This window comes from Xanthomonas campestris pv. badrii (genome assembly GCF_012848175.1).
In the GTDB taxonomy this organism is placed as follows: Bacteria; Pseudomonadota; Gammaproteobacteria; order Xanthomonadales; family Xanthomonadaceae; genus Xanthomonas; species Xanthomonas campestris_C.
On record NZ_CP051651.1, the window covers coordinates 4,793,473 to 4,815,991 of the forward strand.

General features: G+C 64.6%; 15 protein-coding genes and 1 pseudogene. 6 read left to right on the top strand and 10 right to left on the bottom strand.

Translation table 11 applies throughout. From position 1 onward, the window contains the following. Positions 1–74: 74 nt before the first annotated feature. From cas3f to HG421_RS20290, 4 genes are all read right to left on the bottom strand, one after another. On the bottom strand, positions 75–3,464 hold the full coding sequence (gene cas3f, locus HG421_RS20275; protein WP_169707914.1) for a type I-F CRISPR-associated helicase Cas3f: 3,390 nt from the start codon (positions 3,462–3,464) through the stop codon (positions 75–77). Continuing rightward, entirely contained in the window at positions 3,461–4,450 is a 990-nt protein-coding gene (gene cas1f / locus HG421_RS20280) for a type I-F CRISPR-associated endonuclease Cas1f (protein ID WP_169707915.1), read from the bottom strand. Before cas1f ends, cas3f begins: the two co-directional genes overlap by 4 nt. Before the next feature lie 198 nt (positions 4,451–4,648). Next, a complete protein-coding gene (locus HG421_RS20285; RefSeq protein WP_169707916.1) occupies positions 4,649–4,870 on the bottom strand; it encodes a hypothetical protein in 222 nt (73 codons plus the stop codon). Continuing rightward, complete coding sequence (locus tag HG421_RS20290) at positions 4,867–5,934, bottom strand: MBL fold metallo-hydrolase (RefSeq protein WP_169707917.1); 1,068 nt, start codon at positions 5,932–5,934, stop codon at positions 4,867–4,869. The genes HG421_RS20285 and HG421_RS20290 overlap by 4 nt, the downstream gene beginning before the upstream one ends. Positions 5,935–6,029: 95 nt before the next feature. Between HG421_RS20290 and HG421_RS20295 the strand changes: the two genes are divergently transcribed. Continuing rightward, positions 6,030–6,662: a TetR/AcrR family transcriptional regulator gene (locus tag HG421_RS20295; RefSeq protein WP_169707918.1), complete on the top strand. Its 633-nt coding sequence runs from the start codon at positions 6,030–6,032 to the stop codon at positions 6,660–6,662. 27 nt (positions 6,663–6,689) lie between these two features. On the opposite strand, the gene HG421_RS20300 is transcribed toward HG421_RS20295, so the two are convergent. The 3 genes and pseudogenes from HG421_RS20300 to HG421_RS20310 all read right to left on the bottom strand — a co-directional run bounded on the left by HG421_RS20300 (position 6,690) and on the right by HG421_RS20310 (position 8,901). Beyond that, positions 6,690–7,052: a VOC family protein gene (locus HG421_RS20300; RefSeq protein ID WP_169707919.1), complete on the bottom strand. Its 363-nt coding sequence runs from the start codon at positions 7,050–7,052 to the stop codon at positions 6,690–6,692. A 73-nt stretch (positions 7,053–7,125) separates the two neighbouring features. Next, positions 7,126–7,852 (bottom strand): annotated as a pseudogene (locus HG421_RS20305) (helix-turn-helix domain-containing protein). Positions 7,853–7,944: 92 nt separating this feature from the next. Beyond that, on the bottom strand, positions 7,945–8,901 hold the full coding sequence (locus HG421_RS20310) for a LysR family transcriptional regulator (RefSeq protein WP_169707920.1): 957 nt from the start codon (positions 8,899–8,901) through the stop codon (positions 7,945–7,947). A gap of 119 nt (positions 8,902–9,020) precedes the next feature. On the opposite strand from HG421_RS20310, the gene aceB reads away from it, so the two are divergent. The 4 genes from aceB to HG421_RS20330 all read left to right on the top strand — a co-directional run bounded on the left by aceB (position 9,021) and on the right by HG421_RS20330 (position 15,892). Then, positions 9,021–10,637 (top strand): malate synthase A, encoded by a 1,617-nt coding sequence (aceB, locus tag HG421_RS20315; protein WP_169707921.1) that lies wholly within the window; start codon positions 9,021–9,023, stop codon positions 10,635–10,637. A 161-nt stretch (positions 10,638–10,798) separates the two neighbouring features. Next, positions 10,799–12,094 carry an isocitrate lyase gene (gene aceA / locus HG421_RS20320; protein ID WP_169707922.1) on the top strand — a complete coding sequence of 432 codons (1,296 nt, stop codon included), beginning with the start codon at positions 10,799–10,801 and terminating at the stop codon, positions 12,092–12,094. A 192-nt stretch (positions 12,095–12,286) separates the two neighbouring features. Beyond that, positions 12,287–13,363 carry a GGDEF domain-containing protein gene (locus HG421_RS20325; RefSeq protein WP_169707923.1) on the top strand — a complete coding sequence of 359 codons (1,077 nt, stop codon included), beginning with the start codon at positions 12,287–12,289 and terminating at the stop codon, positions 13,361–13,363. Positions 13,364–13,366: 3 nt separating this feature from the next. Next, on the top strand, positions 13,367–15,892 hold the full coding sequence (locus HG421_RS20330; RefSeq protein WP_169707924.1) for a putative peptide modification system cyclase: 2,526 nt from the start codon (positions 13,367–13,369) through the stop codon (positions 15,890–15,892). Positions 15,893–16,144: 252 nt separating this feature from the next. Here the strand turns inward: HG421_RS20330 and HG421_RS20335 are convergent, their stop codons facing one another. Beyond that, positions 16,145–16,450, bottom strand: coding sequence for an NHLP-related RiPP peptide (locus tag HG421_RS20335; RefSeq protein WP_169707925.1), 306 nt, complete (start codon positions 16,448–16,450; stop codon positions 16,145–16,147). Positions 16,451–16,611: 161 nt separating this feature from the next. On the opposite strand from HG421_RS20335, the gene HG421_RS20340 reads away from it, so the two are divergent. Beyond that, positions 16,612–17,793, top strand: coding sequence for a putative peptide maturation dehydrogenase (locus HG421_RS20340; RefSeq protein ID WP_169708287.1), 1,182 nt, complete (start codon positions 16,612–16,614; stop codon positions 17,791–17,793). Positions 17,794–18,083: 290 nt separating this feature from the next. Here HG421_RS20340 and HG421_RS20345 read toward each other — a convergent pair whose 3' ends face one another. Further along, the gene (locus tag HG421_RS20345; RefSeq protein ID WP_169707926.1) at positions 18,084–20,168 is read right to left on the bottom strand and encodes a S9 family peptidase; all 2,085 of its coding nucleotides are present in this window, start codon (positions 20,166–20,168) and stop codon (positions 18,084–18,086) included. Between the two features lie 99 nt (positions 20,169–20,267). Continuing rightward, the gene (locus HG421_RS20350) at positions 20,268–22,295 is read right to left on the bottom strand and encodes an acetyl/propionyl/methylcrotonyl-CoA carboxylase subunit alpha (RefSeq protein WP_169707927.1); all 2,028 of its coding nucleotides are present in this window, start codon (positions 22,293–22,295) and stop codon (positions 20,268–20,270) included. Positions 22,296–22,519: the final 224 nt, after the last annotated feature.

Sequence of the window (22,519 nt, forward strand, 5' to 3'; positions counted from 1 at the left end):
AATGGTCTCCCTGTTGATCCTTCAGCGTTTCATTTGATAGCCGCATGTAATCTCCTAGACTGAGATTGCCTGCTTCATCCTCCTTTGAATTTTGCAAACCCCAACCACGGGTGATACCGCCAACCCTGGTCATTGGCCGGCACCTTCACCGTGGCCAGCTTCTTTGCGCAGTCATCCAATGACAGATCGAGGTACTCGGCCTGCTCGGCGAGCAGGCTTGCCAGATCGAAGCTGCCCCATGGGCCGATGCCGGGGGCGGGAGTCAGTACGATCTCGCGCCGTTGGCTCTGCTCGATGCGCACATAGAGATCGGTGCCGCGACCACCTGGCGATTGTTCGATCCGGTGCAGGCGCGGTGCCTCGTCCTCGTCCGGCAGGAACACCAACGTGGTGCTGGGTTGGCTATCGTGGCGGAACGGTTGTTGCTGAGGCAGCATGCCGGTCAGGGCGGCCTGCGGGTATTTCCAGGCGACGGCCGCCTGGTCGGATTCCAGCGGGGCGGACAGGCCGCTGGATGCGTCGGCCGCCAGGTCTTTCAGCATGCAGGTGGCGATGCGGGCCTGTTCCAGGTCGACGAAGCTGCTGGACGGCTGCCACTGCGCGTTCGGCCGTGGCCGGATGCGTGGCAAGGCCGTGAGCGTGCGGTATTCGTCCGCGAGCAGGGAATCGTGCAGCCATGGGCTGGTCAGTTGGAAACGCTTTGCGGATTTACCCGTTCCTTCCTTCTCGAACCCAGGTCTGAGATAGATCCGGCAGTCCTGGCTGCCAACTTGAAAGTGCCGCAGGTTGGTGTCGAAGATCAGCACGTTCGGCGCGTCGCCGGTGATGCCGCGATGGCGTTGCACGCGCCCGGCGAGCTGGATCAGCGAGCGCATCGACGAAGGTTCGGCCACTGCCCAATCGGCGTCCCAGTCGCGACCGACCTCGCACACCGGGGATGCCAGCACCACGAACATCTGCTCGCGTTGCGGGTGGGCGTCGATCAGCGCACGGATGGCCGGCAGGCCGTAGACGCGCTTGCCATCGCCACGCCGATCGAAGGCCGCGTCGAGCTGGTGCTCGATGGCCGAGCGTTGCACCAGTGGAAAGCGGGCGTGATAGACGCACAGGTGGATCTGCGTGTCCTGCGGCGCCCCAGCGGCATACAAGGCCTGCGCGACACCGAACAGGGGGTCGATGTTGGCCATGCGCACCAGGCCAAAACTGATGCGCTTGCCGCTGACAGGATCGTGTTCCGCATGCGCGCCATGCAAGCGCAGGCAGGCATCGCGGACATGCGCGGCGAATGCGGCATGCAGTGACGCATCCTGCAGATGAGGCGGCAGGTCCAGCGGCAGCAGTTCGCCGCGTCGCAATGGCGTGGCCTTGGCGAGCCTCGTGGCGCGCTTGTCGACGAACTGCGTGTGCTGGTCGAGGAAACTGCTGCCGCCTGCGCATGCGGCGACCTGCACGCCGAACTCGTCGCTCCACAGGCAAGGGACCGCCAGCGCCGCGTCGGGCCGGCCGCCGTCTTCTCCACGGTTGCGCCGGTAGTGCTGGCGTCCCGCGCGGTAAGCCTGGTACATGCCGGTAACCAAGGACGGCGGCAGCGTGGCCGAGGACAGCACGACGCGCGTGCCGAGCATGCCGGCCCAGTGCACCAGCCTGGTCAATGCGGGCAGGTCGTCGAGGTCGTAGTCGTCCAGTTCGTCGAGGATCAGGTCCGCGCTCATCAAGCGCAGCATCGGCGCGATCTGGCGGCCAGCGCGCAGCGACTCGGTGGCCGGCACCATGTGGTCCACCGTGCAGACCAACATGGGCGCGGACAGCAGTTTGCCGATCTCCGGGTCGTGCAGCGCACGCGACAGCAAGGGGTGATCGGTGGTGACGCCTTCGTACAGGACGTGGCTGTCTTCCTCGATCAAGCCCTGCACGGAGGCCGAGCCATGCGCTTCGGCCTTGTGTTCGTAGAACGCGAACAAGGCGCGGCTGGCCGAGCCGCCCACGCGGATCGCCAGTTCGTCCTCGTCCAGGTGCAGATCGGTGCGGAAGCTGCGGCCGGTCTGCAAGGTCAGCGTGCGCAGGCCCAGGGCATACGTGGCGCGCAACCCATGCTGGGGATCGGCCAGGGCGTAGAGGATGCGCGCGTTGGCGAGCGTCTTGCCGCAACCGGTCGAGGCCATGTTGACGATGAAGGCACCCTGGTCGCGCGCCGTCTCGCGCAACGAGGCGGCCGCATCGAATGCCTTGTCCTGCCAGGAAAAGCGTGGATCGGCGCTGCGTTTGCGCAATCCACGGTGATTGGCCAGCCTTGGCAAATGGCGTTCGAAGCCCGGCAGCGCATGGGCGATCAGGCCGGCATCGCGGGCGACCCCGAGCAGGTGCTCGTCCAGCGGTTGCTTCAGGTCGCCGTGGTAGTCGGTATTGGCATACAGCTGGGTGCGGCCGTCGCCCTGCAAGCGCTGCGGCGAGCCCTTGGGCAGAGCCGAATAATGGTGGTCGGCCAGCATCAGGCTGAGCCTGGCCAGATGCATGACGTAGGGATTGTCGAGCCAGTTGTCCGCGCGGCCCGCACGTCGTTCCAGCAGGCGTTTGGCCAGGCGCGCGGCCTGTGCGCGCCACTTCGTCTCCATCACCGGGAGTGTGCCTGCGGGTGTCCAGTACGACTGGATCCTGTTGATGTCGGCCGGTTGACGGATTTCGTTCCAGTCGTGCGCCAGCAGCGACAACGGCGTCTCCAGCCATGCGGAATGGAAGGCGCGCGCGCGCTTGCCCAGCCGGGCCTGCGCACCGTCGTCCTGGATGACCGGTACGACCGGAAGCCGGTGATGGGTGAGCACAAGCCACGCCACGGCCGCCGCAATCGGTGGCAGCTCGCGGAAGGGAAAGTGGGACGCCGCGTTGACGCCGTCGCGCTGGTAGCGCGTGTCGGCCAACCAGTCGGCTTCGTCGTAAGCGTCCGGGTCGGCCAGTCGTTGCAGCCACCGTGCATCGTCGTCGTTGCCGACGAAGGCCTGAAACAAGCGCAGCGATACCCATTCGTGGCGATAGAGGTTGCGCTCCTGCAGCTGCCCGCACAGCCGTGCCTGGAAGGCGATGCTGGCCTTGCCCATGTCGTGCAGCAGGGCCGCCAGTTGCGCGAGCAGGCGGATATCCTCGGCGGTGTGCCAGTCGTTTTCGTCTTCGCGCCGCAGCACGTTGCGCGTGGTGGTGTTGGTGGGCACCGCGCCTTCGGCATTGAAGCGGCGGGCGTCTCCCACGATCCACAGCAGTTCGGAGTGGTCGCGGCCGCGGATCCAGTGGCAGGCGACGGCGCTGTTCTTGCGCGCGGTCTTGCGCAGCAGTCTGCGCAATGTCGTCAGGCCGGCTTCGGTGATCGGCGTCTGCCAGGTGCGGTCACCACGCCGCTCGGCGAATTGATCGAGAATGCGCCGGGTTTCGGTCAGCGCACGCTTGTCGCACTGCGAGATCAGCAGGATGTTCACCGCGCAGGCTCCGCGCTCTTCGCTGCCGCGGTCTGCAGTGCGACGGCCTTGAGCGTGTCCAGCATGAAGTCCAGGGATTCGCTGCGGGTCAGGGCTTCGATGCAGTTGCGACGGAAGGCCTGTTCGTCGTCTCCGCGCATCGCCGACAGGAATGCCTGCGGCAGGATGCTGGCGTCCTTCACCAAGTCCGCGATGTCGAACACCAGGCCGCCGCGCCGGGTCTTGCCGTGTAGTACCGCCAGGCCGTGCGGCAGGCCCAGCACCCAGCTGGCGGTCGCGCCCAGGCCATAGGCCAGGTAGTTACCGTGATCGAGAAAACGGTTGGCCGGATCGGTTCCGCTGCCGCGCTTGGCGCGGGTGAAGTCGCCATAGCCAACGGTGTCGACGGCGAGTTTGAACAATGCCTTGGTCAGCCTGGCCTCTTCGGTCAGCAACGCGGTGCTGTCCTGGGCCTGCTCAATGGTGCGGCGGGTTTTCGCCAGCAGTGCATCCAGTCTGGCGCCATCCGGCGCGAAGCCCGCTTCCTTGAGCGCGCGCTGTTGCCATTGTTCGCCGATACGCAGCGCACGTGCGTGTTGGAATGCCTTGGCGGCCATCAGCCGCAAGTCGTCCTCGAACCAGAAAGACACCCAGGCCTGCAGATACTCGGTGGGCCGATACTCGCTCTGCGGCGAGAACCAGGCAACCTCCACATCCATTTCGTTGGCCGAGAACAGCGGCGTGCCGCCGCCACCGCAAAAGCCCACGAGCACGCCTGCCTTGGCCAGTTCACGCATCGCCGCCTGTGTGACGGACGTGCCGGTGCCTAGCAAGACCGTGGTGGTATTGGCGATCGGGATGTTCCAGTACAGCGAGCGCTTGCCTGCGTCGGTGACGTATTCGACCCGGCCACCGTTGACGAGGACGCGGCAGTGCTGCAGGTAGTAGATGTTCGCGCGCTTGGAATGCAGGATGGTCTTGAGGTCCGATGCCGACAGTTCTTCCATGTGCGGACCTCTCCTTGAGTAGGCGGCTTGCCGGCAGCCTTCCGCCCTCGATACTAGGGTGTATCAAGCGGGCTTGGCAAGCTGGCTCCCCGTCTCAGCGGACTGGCATTTTTCGGCCATGGTGAGGCGATGGAACGCGTCTGTTTTCAAGGCGATGTGCGGTGTGCAGTGATGCAGGACGCATACCGTGGACGTCCCTCATACCGTTGACCACTCGACGCGCATGCCGGCATCCGCATACCTGGCAAACAGCGCTTGCTGCGCCGCTTCGCGCTGGTCGAGGTTGCACGCAATCAGCACAAGGTTGGCTCCGGCACTGGCTAGCGCGTTGTCGTAATCCAGCCCGCCGGGGCTGGCGCCGGTGATCGCGGCCACCGGCGCCCGCTGCAGCGGCAGGTCGGCCAGAGTCCAGCCGCTCATTGCGCCAGCGCCTGCGTTTTGGGCAGCGTGCGCCACCAGCGCTCGCCGGTGGCCGGCTGGCGCAGGTCCACCCGCTCGCCCATCTGCGGCGTGGTCAGCGGCACGTTGGCGGCCGCCGCCAGCGCGACGATGCGCTCGAACGGTTCGGACCAGGCATGCATGGCCAGATCGAAGGTGCCGTTGTGGATCGGCAGCAGGGTGCGGCCGCCGATGTCGATGCAGGCCTGCAGGCTCTGCTCCGGCTGCATGTGCACATCCGGCCACAGTGGGTCGTAGGCGCCGTTTTCGATCAGCGCCACATCGAACGGCCCCAGGCGTCGGCCGATCTCCTTGAAATGCGGGCCGTAACCACCGTCGCCGCTGAAGAACACGCGCAGGTCGGCATCCTGGATCGCCCACGAGCACCACAGCGTGCGGTCGCGATCGAACAGGCCGCGGCCGGAGAAATGCCGCGACGGCGTGGCGGTGAGCGTCAGGCCATCGACCTGCACCGACTGCCACCAGTCCAGCTGCTGCACCTTGGTCGGATCCACGCCCCAGCGCACCAGCAGATCGCCCACGCCCAGCGGCGCGACGAACACGCCAACGCGGTCGGCCAACGCACGGATGGTGGCGCGGTCCAGATGGTCGTAATGGTTGTGCGACAGGATCACCCCGGCCAGCGGCGGCAACGCATCCAGGGCGATCGGCGGCGCGTGGAAGCGCTTGGGCCCTGCGAACGCAAACGGCGAGGCGCGCTTGGAAAACACCGGGTCGGTCAGCCACAGGCCGCCACGCAGCTTCATCAGCACAGTGGAGTGACCCAGCCGGAACAGGCTGTGATCCGGCGCCGCCTGCAGCTGCGCCGCAGTCAACGGCGTGACCGGCAGCGCCTGCGACGGCACCGTGTGGGCCGGCTTGTTGAACAACACCTCCCACAGCAAGCGCAGCCCGCCCAGAACCCCGGGGGTGCTCAGCGAGGTCGGCAGTGTGTTGCGAAAGCGCCCATTGCGAAATTGCGGCGAAGCGGCGTGCGATGCGGCGTGGGGCAGCTGACGGGACTGGGTGAGCACGACAGGATCCATCGTTGGGAAGGGGCGAACACGGCAGTGGTAATGAACTTACACTGCACAGTGTAGTTTTATTCGGAAATGTAAACTGACGGGTGTAACATGCAGCCATGTCCAGTTCATCCGATCCGGCCCCGGCGCCGCAGCGGCTCACCGACCGCAAGCGCCACGCCATTGTCGAGGCGGCCATCGCACAGTTCCGCCAGCACGGGTTCGAGGCCACCAGCATGGATCGGGTCGCCGCCGCCGCTGGTGTCTCCAAGCGCACCGTCTACAACCATTTCCCCAGCAAGGACGCCTTGTTCGGCGAGATCCTGCGCGGGCTATGGCAACGCAGTGCCGAGGCGGTGAGCCTGGCCTATCGCCCAGACCAATCATTGCGCATGCAGTTGACGCAATTGCTGCAGCAGAAGCTGCGCCTGCTCGACGATGCGGCCTTCATCGATCTCTCGCGCGTGGCCATTGCCGAAGGCATCCACTCGCCGGAGCGCGCACGCGCGCTGCTGGCGCAGCTGGGCAGCAAGGAAGAGGGCACCACCACCTGGCTGCGCGCTGCGCAGGCCGATGGCCGCCTGGCGCCGGTGGACCCGGAATTCGCCTCGCAACAGCTGCAGTCGCTGATCAAGGGCTTTGCGTTCTGGCCGCAGCTGGCGCTGGGACAGCCGCCGCTGTCGGCCGACCAGCAGACCCAGGTGGCCGAGTCGGCGGTGGCGATGTTCCTGGCGCTGTACGGGCGCACGTAAGCGCCGCTTGCAACATGGCGGCCCCGCTCACGCGCCAGCAGCATCCTGGGTCCACACCGCCAGCGCGTAGCCGTGCGGGTCGGTGAAGTGGAAACGTCGCCCGCCCGGGAATGCGAACACCGGGCGGGTAATGGCGCCGCCAGCAGCTTCGATGCGTGCCTGGGAGGCCGCCAGATCGTCCGAGGCCAGGACCACCAGGGCGCCACCTGGTTGCGGGGCGCCATGGAAGAAGCCGCCGCTCAGGCGGCCATCGCGGAACTCGCAATAGTCCTGGCCATAGTCCTGGAACGTCCAGTCGAACGCCGCAGCGTAGAACGCCTTGGCGGTGGCGATGGAGGTCACGGCAAATTCCAGATAGTCGATACGGTGATGCTGTGCGCTGTGTTGCATGGCGATGTCCTCGCGGTCGGTGGTTGCACAGCGTGCCCTGCGCAGCGACCTGGCGGCTTGGCGAAAACGGCCATCACTGCGCGTGCTGCTGCACCAGCTCGCGCGGACTCAAACCGGCGAGCTGGCGCGCATCGCGCACCAGATGCGGCGCATCGCCATACCCGGCCTCCAGCGCAGCGGCGGTCAGCGTGGGGCTGGCTGGCTGCCAGCCGCAGGAAACGCTGCAGCCGCAAGATCCGCTCCAGCGTCTTGGGCCCATAGCCGAACGCGGCGTGGCAGCGCCGCCGCAGCTGACGCTCGCTGATCCCCAGGCTTGCGCACAGCGCAGCCAGGCGTGGCGCCGCTGCTCCGGCCAGCTGGGCGAAGGTGAACGCCATCTGCCGATCCACTGGCGCTGCGTGCTGCCGACACAGCGCGTGCAATGTCTGCACCACGTCGGCGCCATCGCACAGCTTCTGTTGCCAGTCGCCCGCACCGCGTCCCCACAGCGCATCCAGTGCCACGCGCTGGTCGGCGATGTGGTGCAGCGGAAGGCCGAGCACACCGGCGGCCGCGCCTGCCGTCAATCGTACGCCGGTGAGCACGTTGCCGGCGTCCACGCAGGCCATGGTCGCGGCGTGGTCGGGGCCGGCGACGAACAGGCAAGCGCCATCCCAGATCAGGTCGACACAGCCGTCGGGCAACACCCGTACCGGCGCACTGGCCGCACCTTGCCGATAGCGCCAGCTGCAACGCAGCTGGGTGCGCAACTCCGGCGGCGGCGGCAATTTCGTGTAGCGGGATTGGGTGTGCGAGGACATGGCGGCAGTCTGCGGCAAAACGTGTCGACGCATCTGGACGACGAAGGTGTCCAGATGTGCTGCGCTGGTCGCGCCACTGCAGCGCCATTGCCTCAACGCTCCGAATCACCGCCTTCGTCGTAGCCGCGCGGGGTGAACAGATCCGGCTGGATCAGTTCGATGAAGGCGCGCGCCTGCGGTGACAGGTACTTGCCCTTGCGCACCACCACGCCATAGCTGCGGGTGGGGAAAAAATCCTTCAGCGAGCGCGTGGCAAGCCGGTCGCGATCGGCCTCGGTCACACAGATCGCGGTGACGATGGAAATGCCCATGCCCATCGCCACGTATTGCTTGATCACCTCCCAGCCGCCCACCTCCAGCGCCACCGTGTACGGCACGCGGGCCTGCTGGAAGATCAGGTCGACCAGGCGGTAGGTGACCTGCCGGCGCGGCGGCAGGATCAGCGGATACGGCGACAGATCCTGCAGCGTCACGCTGGCCTTGCGCGCCAACGGATGATCGGGCGGGGTGATCAGCAATTGCTCGAAGCGATACACCGGCGCGTAGGACAGGTCGGCCGGTACATCCAGCATCGAGCCGACCGCCAGGTCCACCGCATCCTCGCGCAACAGGTCGGTGCCGTCGGCGCTGATGGCGTTGTGCAGGGTCAGCCGCACATCCGGGTGGCGCGCGCGGAAGTTCTCCACGATGCGCGGCAGCAGGTACAGGATGGTGGAACTGTTGGCGGCAATGGTGAGTTCGCCGGCATCCAGCCCACGCACCTTCTCCCGAAAGCTGGCTTCCAGACCGTCCAGGCTCTCCACCAGCGGCAGCGCCATGTCGTACAGCAGCTGGCCCTCGCGGCTGGGCGCCAGGCGTCGCCCGGAGCGCTCGAACAAGGGCACCCCCAGATCGCGCTCCAGCGCCTGCAGCTGCAGCGTCACCGCCGGCTGACTGACGTAGAGCGCCTCAGCCGCCCGTGAGACAGACCCCAGGCGCACCGTCTGGCAGAACGCACGCAGGGGCTTGAGCCGGTCCGATTTGTAGGAAAAACGCGGAGTTGGCGCCATCGGACAGCGGCCAATGAGTCAAGTATAAGTTGAGCTTATTTACAGCATTGATAAAACTGCTTTGTCAAATACTGGCTGGCGGCGCACGGTGCAGGTCCGGACGCACAAGGATCTCCCACATGTCTGCCACCGCTTTTGCCTCACGCCCCACCGACCGCGCCACGCCCGGCCTGTCGCTGACCACTCAGGTTGCAGGCCAGGCCGAGCTGCTGCCGCCGGCCGCGCTGGCCCTGCTGGTGTCGTTGCACCGCGCCATCGAACCAGGCCGGCAGCAGCGCCTGGCACAGCGGCGCGCGCGCCAGGCCGCGTTCGATGCCGGCCAGTTGCCCGACTTCCGCGACGATACCCGCGCCATCCGCGCCGGCGACTGGCGCGTGGCTCCGCTGCCGGCGGCGCTGCAGGACCGCCGTGTGGAGATCACCGGCCCGACCGACCCCAAGATGGTCATCAACGCATTGAACTCCGGCGCCAAGGTGTTCATGGCCGACTTCGAGGACTCCACCGCACCCACCTGGCGCAACCTGCTGGCCGGCCAGCGCACCCTGGCCGCCGCCGTGCGCGGCGATCTGAGCTTCGATGCCCCCAATGGCAAGCATTACGCGTTGCGCCCGGAAGCCGAGCGTGCCGTGTTGATCGTGCGCCCGCGCGGCTGGCACCTGGACGAAAAGCACGTCCACATCGACGGCCAGCCGCTGGCCGGCAGCCTGTTCGACGCGGCGTTGTTCGCCTTCCACAACGCCCGCACGCTGCTGGCCAAGGACCGCGGCCCCTACCTGTACCTGCCCAAGCTGCAGAGCATGGAAGAGGCCGCGCTGTGGGAGACCGCGCTGTCGCACATCGAAGCGATGCTGGGCCTGCCGCACGGCCAGATCAAGGTCACCGTGCTGATCGAAACGCTGCCGGCGGTGTTCGAGATGGACGAGATCCTGCACGCGCTGCGCGAGCGCATCGTCGGGCTCAATTGCGGGCGCTGGGACTACATCTTTTCGTATCTGAAGACCTTCCGGTCGCACCGCGACCGCGTGCTGCCCGAGCGCGGCCAGGTCACCATGACCCAGCCATTCCTGAAGGCCTATTCGGAGCTGCTGATCAAGACCTGCCACCGTCGCGGTGCGCATGCGATGGGCGGCATGGCCGCGCAGATCCCGATCAACCACGACGAAGCCGCCAACGAACAGGCCATGGCCCGCGTGCGTGCCGACAAGCTGCGCGAAGTCAGCGCCGGCCACGACGGCACCTGGGTGGCGCATCCAGCGCTGATTCCGGTGGCGATGAAGCTGTTCGACGAACACATGCCCACCGCGCACCAGCAACACGTGCTGCGCAACGATGTGCAGGTGACGCGCGACATGCTGATCGCCCCGTCCCCCGGCACCATCACCCGCGCCGGTTTCGAAGGCAATGTCGAAGTCTGCGTGCGGTATCTGGCCGCGTGGCTGGATGGCAACGGCTGCGTGCCCATCCACAACCTCATGGAAGACGCCGCCACCGCCGAAATCAGCCGCGCGCAGCTGTGGCAGTGGCTGCATCACGGCCAGCACCTGGACGATGGCACCGCCATCGATCAGCCACTGTTGCAGGCCAGCCTGCGCGCGCTGCCGGCCCGGCTGGGAGCCGCCAGCACGCTGCCCGGCGCCGCGCGCATCGATGAGGCGATCGCGCTGCTGGAAGAACTCAGCCGCGCCGACGAGCTGGCCGACTTCCTCACCGTGCCGGCCTATCGCCTGATCGACTGATCGCCTCGCTGCAGCGGCCCTGGCGCTGCAGCGCTCACCGTAACGCTCCACCCCGCCCGTTGCGCGCACATGCGCAACGACGGCCTCGCCATGCCGCGCGCATCGCCTGCGCGCCGTTCCTTCCTCGTTCCATCCGTCGTCCCTTGTCAGGAGAACGCAAGATGAGCACCACACTGCAAAGCGCCGAACACCTGCAGCAGGACTGGGCCAGCAACCCGCGCTGGGCCGGCATCACCCGCAACTACACCGCCGCCGACGTGGTGCGCCTGCGCGGCACCGTGCATGTGGAGCACTCGCTGGCACGATTGGGTGCCAACAAGCTGTGGACCTCGTTGCATGCCACCCCGTTCATCAACGCGCTGGGCGCGTTGACCGGCAACCAGGCCATGCAACAGGTCAAGGCCGGCCTGAAGGCGATCTACCTGTCCGGCTGGCAGGTGGCGGCCGATGCCAATCTGGCCGGGCAGATGTATCCGGACCAATCGCTGTACCCGGCCGACTCGGTGCCGGCGGTGGTCAAGCGCATCAACAACACCTTGCTGCGCGCAGATCAGCTGCACCATGCCGAAGGCAACGACGCCATCGACTTCCTGCAGCCCATCGTGGCCGACGCCGAAGCCGGTTTCGGTGGCGTACTCAACGCCTTCGAACTGATGAAGGCGATGATCGAAGCCGGTGCGGCCGGCGTGCATTTCGAAGATCAGCTGGCCTCGGTCAAGAAGTGCGGGCACATGGGCGGCAAGGTGCTGGTGCCCACCCGCGAGGCGATCGAGAAGTTGAACGCCGCGCGCCTGGCCGCCGACGTGCTGGGCGTGCCGACCGTGCTGATCGCACGTACCGATGCCGAAGCGGCCGACCTGATCACCAGCGACGTGGACGCCAACGATCGCGCGTTCACCACCGGCGAGCGCACCGTCGAAGGCTTCTTCAAGACCCGCAACGGTTTGGATCAAGCGATCAGCCGGGGCCTGGCGTATGCACCCTATGCCGACCTGATCTGGTGCGAGACCGGCAAGCCGGACCTGGACTTCGCGCGCGCCTTCGCGCAGGCCATCCACGCCAGGTTCCCCGGCAAACTGCTGGCCTACAACTGCTCGCCGAGCTTCAACTGGAAGAAGAACCTGGACGACGCCACCATCGCCAGGTTCCAGACCGAGCTGGCCAGCTACGGCTACAAGTTCCAGTTCATCACCCTGGCCGGCTTCCATGCGTTGAACCACAGCATGTTCCAGTTGGCGCATGGCTATGCACGCCGCCAGATGAGTGCCTTCGTCGAACTGCAACAGGCCGAATTCGAAGCGGCCGAGATGGGCTTTACCGCCGTCAAGCACCAGCGCGAAGTCGGCACCGGCTACTTCGATGCGGTGACCCAGGCAATCCAGCAGGGCCAGTCGTCCACCACCGCATTGCGCGGCTCCACCGAAGAAGAGCAGTTCCACGGCGAGAAGGCGGCCTAGCCTGCAGCGGGTCGCCGCATGTCGCCACCCCGGGAGGGGGAGGGGCTCGGGAAACCGAGCCCTTTTTTTTGTACCCAATACCCGTCATTTTGTCTCTTTCTTGATGAGAACGACTGTGATGTGGTGCTGAACAGACGGCTACGGTAGGATTTGCGCACGGGCTAACGTTGCAGGCCGGCCTAAGGAAGAGGGATGACTTGCCATAACACCGCAGGTGCGGTCGAACCGACGGGAAGCGTTGCCAAGACGTTGTCCGACGGGCTACATGCGTCGATGACCGCCGACGAGCTGGCGTTTTTCGCCCGTTTTGGCCGTACCCGCGACATCGCGGCAGGCCAGGCCTTGTTCGAACGCGGTGCGGTGGGCACGCAGATGTTCATCGTGATCAGCGGCCAGATCGACCTGGATTTCGGCGAAGACCTGATGCTCAAGCATCTGGGGCCTGGCGAATTCTTCGGCGAACTTGGCTTGCTGATCGGCGACCACGCGCGCAGCGCCGGTGCCAGCGCGTCGATGGACAGCCGCCTGATCGAACTGGCACACGCCGACTTCGAACGGCTCGTTGACCACGACCCGTCGATGGTGGCGCATTTCCTGCGTCGCTCGATCGTGCGCGTGGTCAACAACGAGCAATTGCTGATCCGTCAGCTGCGCCGTCGCAACCACGATCTGGAAGCGGCGCTGGACAATCTCTATGTCACCTCGCACCAGCTCAACCAAACCGAAGAGCTGAGCCGCACCGATGAGTTGACCGGCCTGCACAACCGGCGCGGTTTGGCGCTGTATCTGCAGGAATGCCGGCGTGCCGGCAACGTCCCCGGCGTGGGGCTGATCCTGATCGATTGCGATCGCTTCAAGCGCATCAACGACGAATTCGGCCATCTGGCCGGCGACCGCGTGCTGCAGAACGTGGCACATGCCCTGCGTTCGGTGATCGCCGAAGGCGACCTGGCCTGCCGCCTGGGTGGCGACGAATTCTGCGTGCTGGTTGCGCAAGGAGCCCCGGAGTTGGTGCACCACATCGGCGAGTGCATCGTGCGTGCGGTGGAAGCGCGCCTGTGCAACGGCCAGAGCGAGCAGGGCTGCTCGGTCAGCGTCGGGCTGTGCATGATCGACGCGGACGCGGCCTGGAACGACTGGTACACACTTGCCGACAGCGCCTTGTACGAAGCAAAGCGACAAGGCGGCAACGTGCTGTGCATGCACGACACGCTCGCCGTGGCCACCGCACCGCTTCCCGGCATCGCGCCCGAACCGGATACCCGCTGAGCAATGAGCGCCCGCACCCACGCACGCAAGGACGTGTCGTCGGAAGCGATCCAGGCGCCGCGTTTGCGCACCTTGTTGCTGACCGACCTGTGCGATTCGACCGCGCTGGTCGAACGCATCGGCGACAACGCCGCCGCCGCGCTGTTCCGCGAGCATGACCGCCTGGTGGTCAAGCTGCAGCAGCAGTGGCGCGGCCGCCTGATCGACCGCTCCGATGGCCTGTTGCTGCTGTTCGACCGCCCCATCGACGGGCTGGGCTTTGCGCTGGACTACGCGCGTGGGCTCAAGGCGATGAGCGATTCCCACGCGCTGACCTTGTGCGCACGCCAAGGCCTGCACGTCGGCGAAGTGCTGACCTGGCGCAACAGCGACGAGGCGGTGAGCATCGGCGCCAAGCCGCTGGAAGTGGAGGGGCTGGCCAAGCCCGCCGCCGCACGGCTGATGTCGATGGCGCGGCCGGGGCAGATCCTGATCTCGGCCGTCGCCGAATCGTTGACGCATCGCGCCGCACGCGAACTGGGCGACCGCGCCGAACGCATCCTGTGGAAATCGCACGGCCGCTGGCGCTTCAAGGGCGTGCCCACGCCGATGGAGATCTACGAAGTCGGCGAAGTCGGCCTGACCCCGCTGCGCGTGCCGAAGAACTCGGCCAAGGCCTGGCGCGACGTGCCGCTCTGGCGCCGGCCTACCGCGCTGGTAGCCGAGGTTTGCGTCGTCCTGGCAGTCGGCATCGCCGTCTGGTTCTTTGTCCGTCCACAACCGGCGATCGCGTTTGCCGAACGTGATTGGGTGGTGGTCGGTGATCTGAGCAATCTGACGGGGGACGCATTGATGGATGGTTCCTTGGATCAGGCGTTTCGGATCAGCCTCGAGCAATCTCGTTACGTCAATGTGCTCGGCGATGATCGAGTGCTGAAAGCTCTGGAGATGATGCGTAGAAACCCTGAAACGAACCGTCTGGATCGCGCCACCGCTTCGGAAGTTGCCGTTCGTCTTGGTGTAAAGGCGGTCTTGCTACCGTCCATCGCTTCTGTCGGTGGGCGAACGCGTTTCGCCGTTGAGGTCGTAGAGCCGCAAAGTCAGCAAACCCTGGCGGTGAGCACTGCATTTGGCTCCGGTGCCAGCGTGTTGTCAGCTGTCGACCAAGTGGCAAAGGACTTGCGCGACCGTCTCGGTGAAGATGCAAAGACAATCCAGGCACAAAGTCAGCCACTTCCCGAAGTCACTACATCAAGTCTGGACGCCTTACGCGCATACGCGCTTGGGCAAAAACGATATGCAAAGGGGGACTACAAAAACGCTCTGGGCTTCTATCGCAAGGCGACCGATATCGATCCACAATTTGCGCTTGCATGGCTTGGGCAGACCCGTGCTTACTTTGTTACTGTCGACTACGCCAACGCATCTATCACACTAGCCCACGCCAAATCGCTGATAGGCAGGCTCCCGGCGAGAGAGGCGATGTATCTGGAGAACTGGGAGACTCAGGTCTCTAACCCACCCGGTGCTACCGATGGCTGGATCAGGATGGCTGAGCTTTACCCTGACTATGCGCCGGCCTCGCACAATGCAGCAATTGGGTTGTACGCGGACAACCGGTTCAATGAGGCACTGCCCTACGCGCGTCGTGTTGCAGAGAGCAAGGTGGACCTGACCAATGTCGGGCTGGATCAGTACGGTCGCATCCTGCTTGCCCTGGGAGATTACAAAACCGCCGATTACGTGCTCGGAAGGGCTGTCAAGGCCGGTTGGAGCGGGGCGTTGCGTCGGCAGGCGTCGGTCGCCGCGGCGCAGAGAGAGTTCGCCAAGGCAAAACGACTGCTCGATCGGTTGCCAGCAAGTAACTATCATGCCGACATAGAGAGGGTATCGGTCGCTTTGGATTCTGATGATACCGCTGAAGCAATTGCGCGCGCAGAAGCAGGGTTGAAACGAGGCGAGCAGCAGGCCGGCGCTGATCGGCGGATCTTCCACGTGCCAGCAGCAACAGCGAATTTGATAGGGGGAAACGTTGGAGAAGCAATCTCTCACGCGCGCCAAGGCGCGCTGGCTGCCCTGGCCGCTTTGAAGCAGGAAAGTGGTGCCGATGCGATGGACGACATGGAAATCGCACTTGCCGCCGCTCTGGTTGCACAACGAGCAGGAGATCAAACTGTTGCGACATCGACGCTCAAGAGTCTGGCCGCAGCGAGCGGGCCTAGGAACAATCGTGTCGCCGATGAGTTGGAAGCGGTTGTGAAGGCGGAATTACAGCGAGCTGCTGGAAAGCCGCGTGAGGCTTTGATGCTGCTTGGTCCATTTCTCAATGCACAGTCGCGAATCCAGACGCGGGCAGCCGCCATGCGTGCGGCACTCGACGCCGGGGATTCTCAAGGTGCACACGCGCAAGCGCTGTGGCTAGTTGCGCGTCGCGGGATGGCATACGCCGAAGCGGAGTGTGGATACTGTCTGCAGCCTCTAAATGTCATTGCTGTGAATGCTGCTGCAAGACAGATCGTTGAGTTGCAGTCAATGATCGCGCCTGAGTGACTGATTACGCGTAGAGGTAACGTGCCTCCGATCTACTGTAAAGCGAGTTGGCAGCGGTAATGTCCGTTAGCATTTGGGCGCAGCGCCAGTCAGTAATACTCTCAGGCCGCAGGCAGATGCGTGCGACATCCGAATCAGCGAGCTTACGATGGACAACGCGGTGCCCATCCAGGCGCACCACGCCCTCCCAGGTTCTCTTGTGGCGACGCACAAATCAGTGCCGATCAAGAAGACATCGGAGTAAGTTGTTGATTACTTCAGTGTCCTGGATCCGCCAAAACCTGCTTCCAGCATGGGGACGGTTTGGCTGGTTCCGCTGGTCAGCATTGCATTGATCTCATCACGTGCTGCTGCAATGGTTTGCTTGTCAGCCAGCTCAATGGAAGTGCAGCACTCATCAATGAACTGCTTTAGTTCATCGCTGTTTTCAGCTATATGTCCAGCCTGCGCCAATGCGGTCACTGGATCGTTCACGAACAAATCTCTAAAGGCATCGTCGTGCGATAGTAGCTGCACCAAGTTGTTGGCGACGACAGGTTCCAATTTCAGTGTTGGCATGATCCGTGAAGATCCTAGCTGGGGATGAGGATCGGCTATCGGCAAATTCTCGCTTGGCTTTAGCGCATGTACGCTCCGTCCACTCAAGTTTTCCCAAACAAGGGCGATAGAGCCCTGCATACAATGATGCAGGCCATGTAGATGTGGGAATGGAGTATCAGATGCAAGTGAGGCGGTGTAGCGTTGTCTTGCTGGAGCCGCGTGAAGTCGTCGAATTCGAGCTGAGTGCCTTGCTTGCTGGAGGTAACGGATTACGACGCCAAATGGCATGGTTCGCTCTGGCGCCACACTTGGACGCAGAGCTGCAGCTCGAAAGGCCTGAATACGAACTGCTAGGCACACTGAGTCCGACTGATTGGATAGATATGACTCTGCTCGATGCCGAGCCCTCAGTGATTCAAGCCCTGATGGACGCTGGGTTAGTGCTAGTACGCGGGGACGATGCAAATCCTCATTCAGTATGCGATGCACGCCTGCGTGCCGCACACTGGCATCCATTGGGCGCGGTCCTACATGCCTTTACCAGGTGGGACGGGGTTGATGCGGTAAAAAATATGCGTGACTCGGGCACGGAGACCGCCGTGCAGATGCGCGAGGTGCTTGGGGCACCTCCCCCGGAGATCACTCCGCTAAGCGCAGGAACGTCTCTTGTCGAGCTACCGCGCGCAGATGCCTCGGACTTCGATCTGCTGCTAAGTCGTCGAGTTACCTGCCGAAATTTTGACTCCACCCAGCCTCTGACCCTAGCAAAATTTTCCCAGGTCATGCAGCGCGTTTTTGCGTCACAGGCGCAGATGCGCGTTGGAGGAGATCTGGTTTTTCTAAAGAAAAGCGTCCCCTCAGGTGGTGGGCTCCATCCAATTGATGCCTATCTAATCATTCAGCATGTCGAAGGCATTGCGGCGGGGCTTTATCACTACCGATCAGACACCCATTCACTGGCGCCGATTGATGATGCCGTGGAGGTGAACCATCAGTTTGTAATGGAATCTGTTGGTCAGCAGCATTGGTTCGCCGATGCGCACGTCCTTATCGCCTTGGTGCCGCGGTTTGATCGAACGTTTTGGAAATACCGTCAGCATGCGAAGGGATATCGCGTTGTTGCAATGGAGGCCGGACATCTATCCCAGACGCTTTATCTTGCGGCCACGGAGCAAGGGCTTGGTGCATTCATCACCGGAGCAATCAATGAAAAGCACTTGGAACGGTCCTTTGCGCTAGATCCGGCGGTTCAGGGCGTCATGGCGATTTGTGGATTCGGCCTGCGTGCAGATCGGATGGAAACGGCCGAGCTAGATCCCGCCGGCATAATCTGGCGGCTTCCCGACAGCGAAGCTGGATAGTCCCGGTTGGTGTCAGGTATTGCGCTCTACCTGATGAGGCAGATGACGATTTAGTAATAAAGTCCTGCAGATGCGCCACTGAGAGGCGTTGCTTCGGTTTTGCTGGATGCGATTCACAGATGTGGTGCGCATTGCAGCTATCAATAATTAGCGCCTGGGACTGTCGGGCGCAGATCTTCGGTTTCGCTTCTGTCTTGCTGGCTGGCGACAGAGCCGGCGGAATGACTCGCCGGCTCCCGCGAATTTCTAGTAAAAAATAGCTCGAAGTGTCACCTGATCACTTGTGGGACCTACTGCCGAATCGCCTGCGTATGCGTCTTCAACGCATCGCTCAGGCCGGTGATCTTGTCGGCGCCTTCCGGGACGGTGATGCTGGAGCCTTCGAGGTCTGTGCCGATCGGTTGCACGCGGCCGCCCAGGCACTGGCTCAGGAATTGTTCGGTCACCGCGTTGAAGGCCTTGCTGTTTTCCGGGCGGCGGAAGCCGTGGCCTTCGTCGGGGAACAGCACATAAGTCACCGGGATGTTCTTGGCCTTCATCGCAGTGACGATCTGGTCGCTCTCGGCCTGCTTGACGCGCGGGTCGTTGGCGCCCTGGCCGATCAGCAATGGCTTGCTGATCTTGTCGACGTGCGAAAGCGGCGAGCGTTCGGTCAGCCAACGCTTGCCTGCTTCGGTGGCGGGGTCGCCCATGCGGCGGGTCAGCTGCTTGTAGAAGCTGGCCCAGTACGGCGGTACGGTGCCGAGCAAGGTGTTGAGATTGGCCGGGCCGACGATATCCACGCCGCATTTGAAGGCGTCCGGGGTAAAGGTCATGCCGACCAGCGTGGCGTAGCCGCCGTAGCTGCCGCCCATGATGGCGACATCCTCGGGCTTGGTGACGCCTTGCTTGACCGCCCACTGCACCGCGTCGAGCAGGTCGTCGTGCATCTTGCCCGCCCACTCGCCGTTGCCGGCGTTGGTGAAGGCCTTGCCGAAGCCGGTGGAACCCCGGAAGTTGACCGACAGCACCGCATAGCCGCGGTTGGCCAGCCATTGTTCATGCGGGCCATAGCCGTAGCTGTCGCGTGCCCACGGGCCGCCGTGCACGAACAACACCAGCGGTACCGGCTTGTCGGCCTTGCCATCGTGATTGGTGTCGGCCTCGGCGGGCAGGGTGAGGTAGCTGACCAGCTTGAGGCCGTCGCGTGCGGTCAGTTCCTGCGGCCACATCGGAACCAGCGGCTTGCCATCCAGCGCCGGACGTGCGGAGAACAGCTTGGTCAGCTTGCCGCCATCGGCGCGATCGTAGCGGTAGTAAGTGAGCGGCGTTTCTGCTGCCGAATAGCCAACGATCCAGATACGGTCGTCGAGTGTACGTGCGGCAACGCTGGCATCGCCGTCGCCCAGTGATTTCAACTTCTGCAGGTCTGCTGCAATCGTGTTGTCCAGCGGCTTCCATTCTTCACGCAAATACTCGCTTGATACCGCCTGTACCGCGCCGGTCTTCGGGTCGTTCAAGGTGGCACCGACGTCGGCGCGCGGGTTTTCGAACAGCAGCGTGCGCGCATTGCTGGCAGTGTCGATGGCAAACAATGCAGCGGTATCGCGATTGCGCGAGTCCTGCATGTACAGCGTCTTTCCGTCGTCGGTCAGGCCATTGGGCGAGGTCGTGAGGGCATCCTCGAACGGGATGCGGTCCACGCTCTTCCAGTGCTTGCCATGGGGAACCAGCAGTTCCCGGCCAGCGTCGTCGGTGGAGCGGGTGGCGTAGCGCAGCTGGTAGCCGCCATCTAGCAGATAGGAGTCCAGGCTGTCGGTGTTCTTCTGTACCAGCGTGCGCGTGCCGGAGGCCAGGTCCACGCGATACACATCGTGCCACTTGGCATCGCGGTCGTTCATGCCGACCATGATCGATTCGGGGTGCTGCGCGCTGACCCGATACACCTCGGCATTGGTCTTCTTGAACGGGGTGAGGTCCTTGCTGCTGCCATCGGCCAGATTGACCGAGTACAGGTGGAAGTCCTCGTCGCCACCGTTGTCGCGCAGGTACAGCAGCGTGTTGGCCTGATAGGTCCAGAAATAACTGCGGATGCCGCGTGCGGTGTCCTTGGTGATGGCGCGCGCCTGGTCCGGCGCATCCACTGGCGCCACCCAGACATTGAGCACGCCGTCCAGCGGTGCCACCCAGCTGAGGTATTTGCCGTCCGGGCTGATGCTGACGTTGGCCCGCTCTGGGTTGCCGAACAACGCGTCGCGGGTGATCAGCTCAGGCGGCGTCGCCGGCGCTGCTGCCGCCGGTGCGGGGGTGGCCGCTTTTTCGGGCGTGGGTGCGGGTTTGTCGCTGCAGGCAGACAGCGCGAGCAGCATGCTGGACACAAGAAGCAGGCGTTGCATGAGGTCTCCGATGGCACTGCGGCCGAACTGGCCGATGGTTCACGCTAGCGGCAGGGCGCGCGCACGCGAACGTGCCGTTGGTCACGCTGGCATGCGCCGCTACGCAGACGCGGACACAAATTCCACCAGCGCGACACCATCGGCCACCAGTTCGCCTTCGGCCACCAGATAGCGTTTGACCGTGCCGTCGCTGGGGGCGTGCAGAGTGTGCTCCATCTTCATCGCTTCCAGCACCACCAGCGCCTGTCCGCGGCTGACCGGCTGGTCCACTGCGGCCACCAGCGAGACGATGCGGCCGGGCATCGGTGCGGTCAGCCCGCCGGCATCGTGCGCGGGCTGATCGGCTTCGATCAGCGCGTCGTGGTGATGGAAGGCTGCCCGTTGCGTGGTACCGATCAAGCTCAGCGTGGCGCCATCGCGTAGCGCCTGCACCTGCCATTGCCGGCCATCCACTTCCACGCGGATGTATTGGTCCTGCGCGTGGTAGCGCAGCGTGTGGGTATGGCCTGCCTGCGTCACCTGCCAGGCGTCGCCGTCCCGGCGGACGCCAAGGTCGCGGCGCTCGCCGGCGGCTTCCAGCTGCACGCGATGCGCCGCATGCGCACCGATCCGCCAGCCATCGCCGGCCTGCCAGGGCGAAAACGGATCGGCCGGATCGGCCGCCGGTTTGGGTAGCGCAGCGGCGATCAGGACGGCGGCCAGAAACCACCAGGCCTGATCCGGCGCCACCGTAGCCGGGAACAGCGCCGCCTGCTCGCGTTCGATCAAGCCGGTATCCAGGTCGGCGGATGCGAACGATGCGGTGTCGATCAGCCGCGCAAGAAAGGCGCTGTTGGTGGTGACACCAACGGCGTGTACCTGCGCCAGCGCAGTGCGCATGCGGGCCAGCGCGGCGGGGCGATCGACATCCCAGACGATCAGCTTGGCAATCATCGGGTCGTAGTACGGGCTGATGGTGTCGCCCTGCTCGACGCCGGCATCCAGGCGTACATGCGCATCGGTGGCCGGCAGCTGCAGCTGGCGCAAGGTGCCGGTGGAGGGCAGGAAACCGCGCTCGGCATCTTCGGCATACAGCCGCGCTTCCAGTGCATGCCCGCTGATTTCAAGCTCGTGCTGGCGGCGCGGCAGCGGCTCGCCGGCGGCCACGCGCAGCTGCCACTCCACCAGATCGGTGCCGGTGATCAACTCGGTCACCGGGTGCTCCACCTGCAGGCGAGTATTCATTTCCATGAAATAGAAATCGCCATCCGGGCCGGCGATGAACTCCACCGTGCCAGCGCCGACATAGCCCACCGCGCGTGCCGCATCCACCGCCGCCTTGCCCATCGCGGCGCGGCGTTCCTGCGTCATGCCGGGTGCGGGCGCTTCTTCCAATACTTTTTGATGACGGCGCTGCACCGAGCAGTCGCGTTCGAACAGGTACACCACCTCGCCCTGCGTATCGCCAAACACCTGGATCTCGATGTGGCGCGGACGCTCGACATATTTTTCCACCAGCACATGCGCATTGCCGAACGCCGCTTGCGCTTCGCGCTGGCAGCTGGCCAATGCCGGCGCGAAGTCGGCGCTGGCATCCACCCGGCGCATGCCCTTGCCACCGCCACCGGCGCTGGCCTTGACCAGCACCGGATAGCCGATGGCATCGGCCTGGGCGCGCAGGAAATCCGGCGCCTGTTCGTCGCCGTGGTAGCCGGGCGTCAACGGCACGCCGGCGCGCTGCATCAGCGCCTTGGCCGCGCTCTTGTCGCCCATCGCGCGGATCGCGGTTGCCGGCGGGCCGATGAAGACGATGCCTGCCTGGGCACAGGCCTCGGCAAAGCCGGCGTTTTCCGAAAGAAACCCATAGCCGGGATGGATCGCCTGCGCACCGCTGGCGCGTGCAGCCTCCAGGATCGCCTCGCTGCGCAGGTAACTCTGCTGCGCCGGCGCGGCGCCGATATGGATGGCCTCATCGGCCAGGCGCACATGCCGCGCGTTGCGGTCGGCATCGGAGTACACCGCCACGGTGGCAATGCCGAGCCGGCGGCAGGTGGCGATGACACGGCAGGCGATCTCGCCGCGATTGGCGATCAGGATCGTGTCGAAGGGGCGCTGGCGCGGGGTGGCGATGGAAGTCTGCTGGGTCATCGGTTCGGTCTCTGCACAGCGCCGGCGTGGCGGATGGTCGTGCACTCAGGTGATGCGATGGAAAGCGGGTGGGTGTGCGTAAGGCGCCGGATGTTGCTGCGGGATGCCTCCAGCGCGATCGAATGTGCTGGCAGTGGCTCGGGACAGCTGCGCACCTGCGGCAGAGGGCAGGAAACGACGCAGGTCGGATCATTCGCTTGCGTACGTCGTGCCCGGCTGCGCTG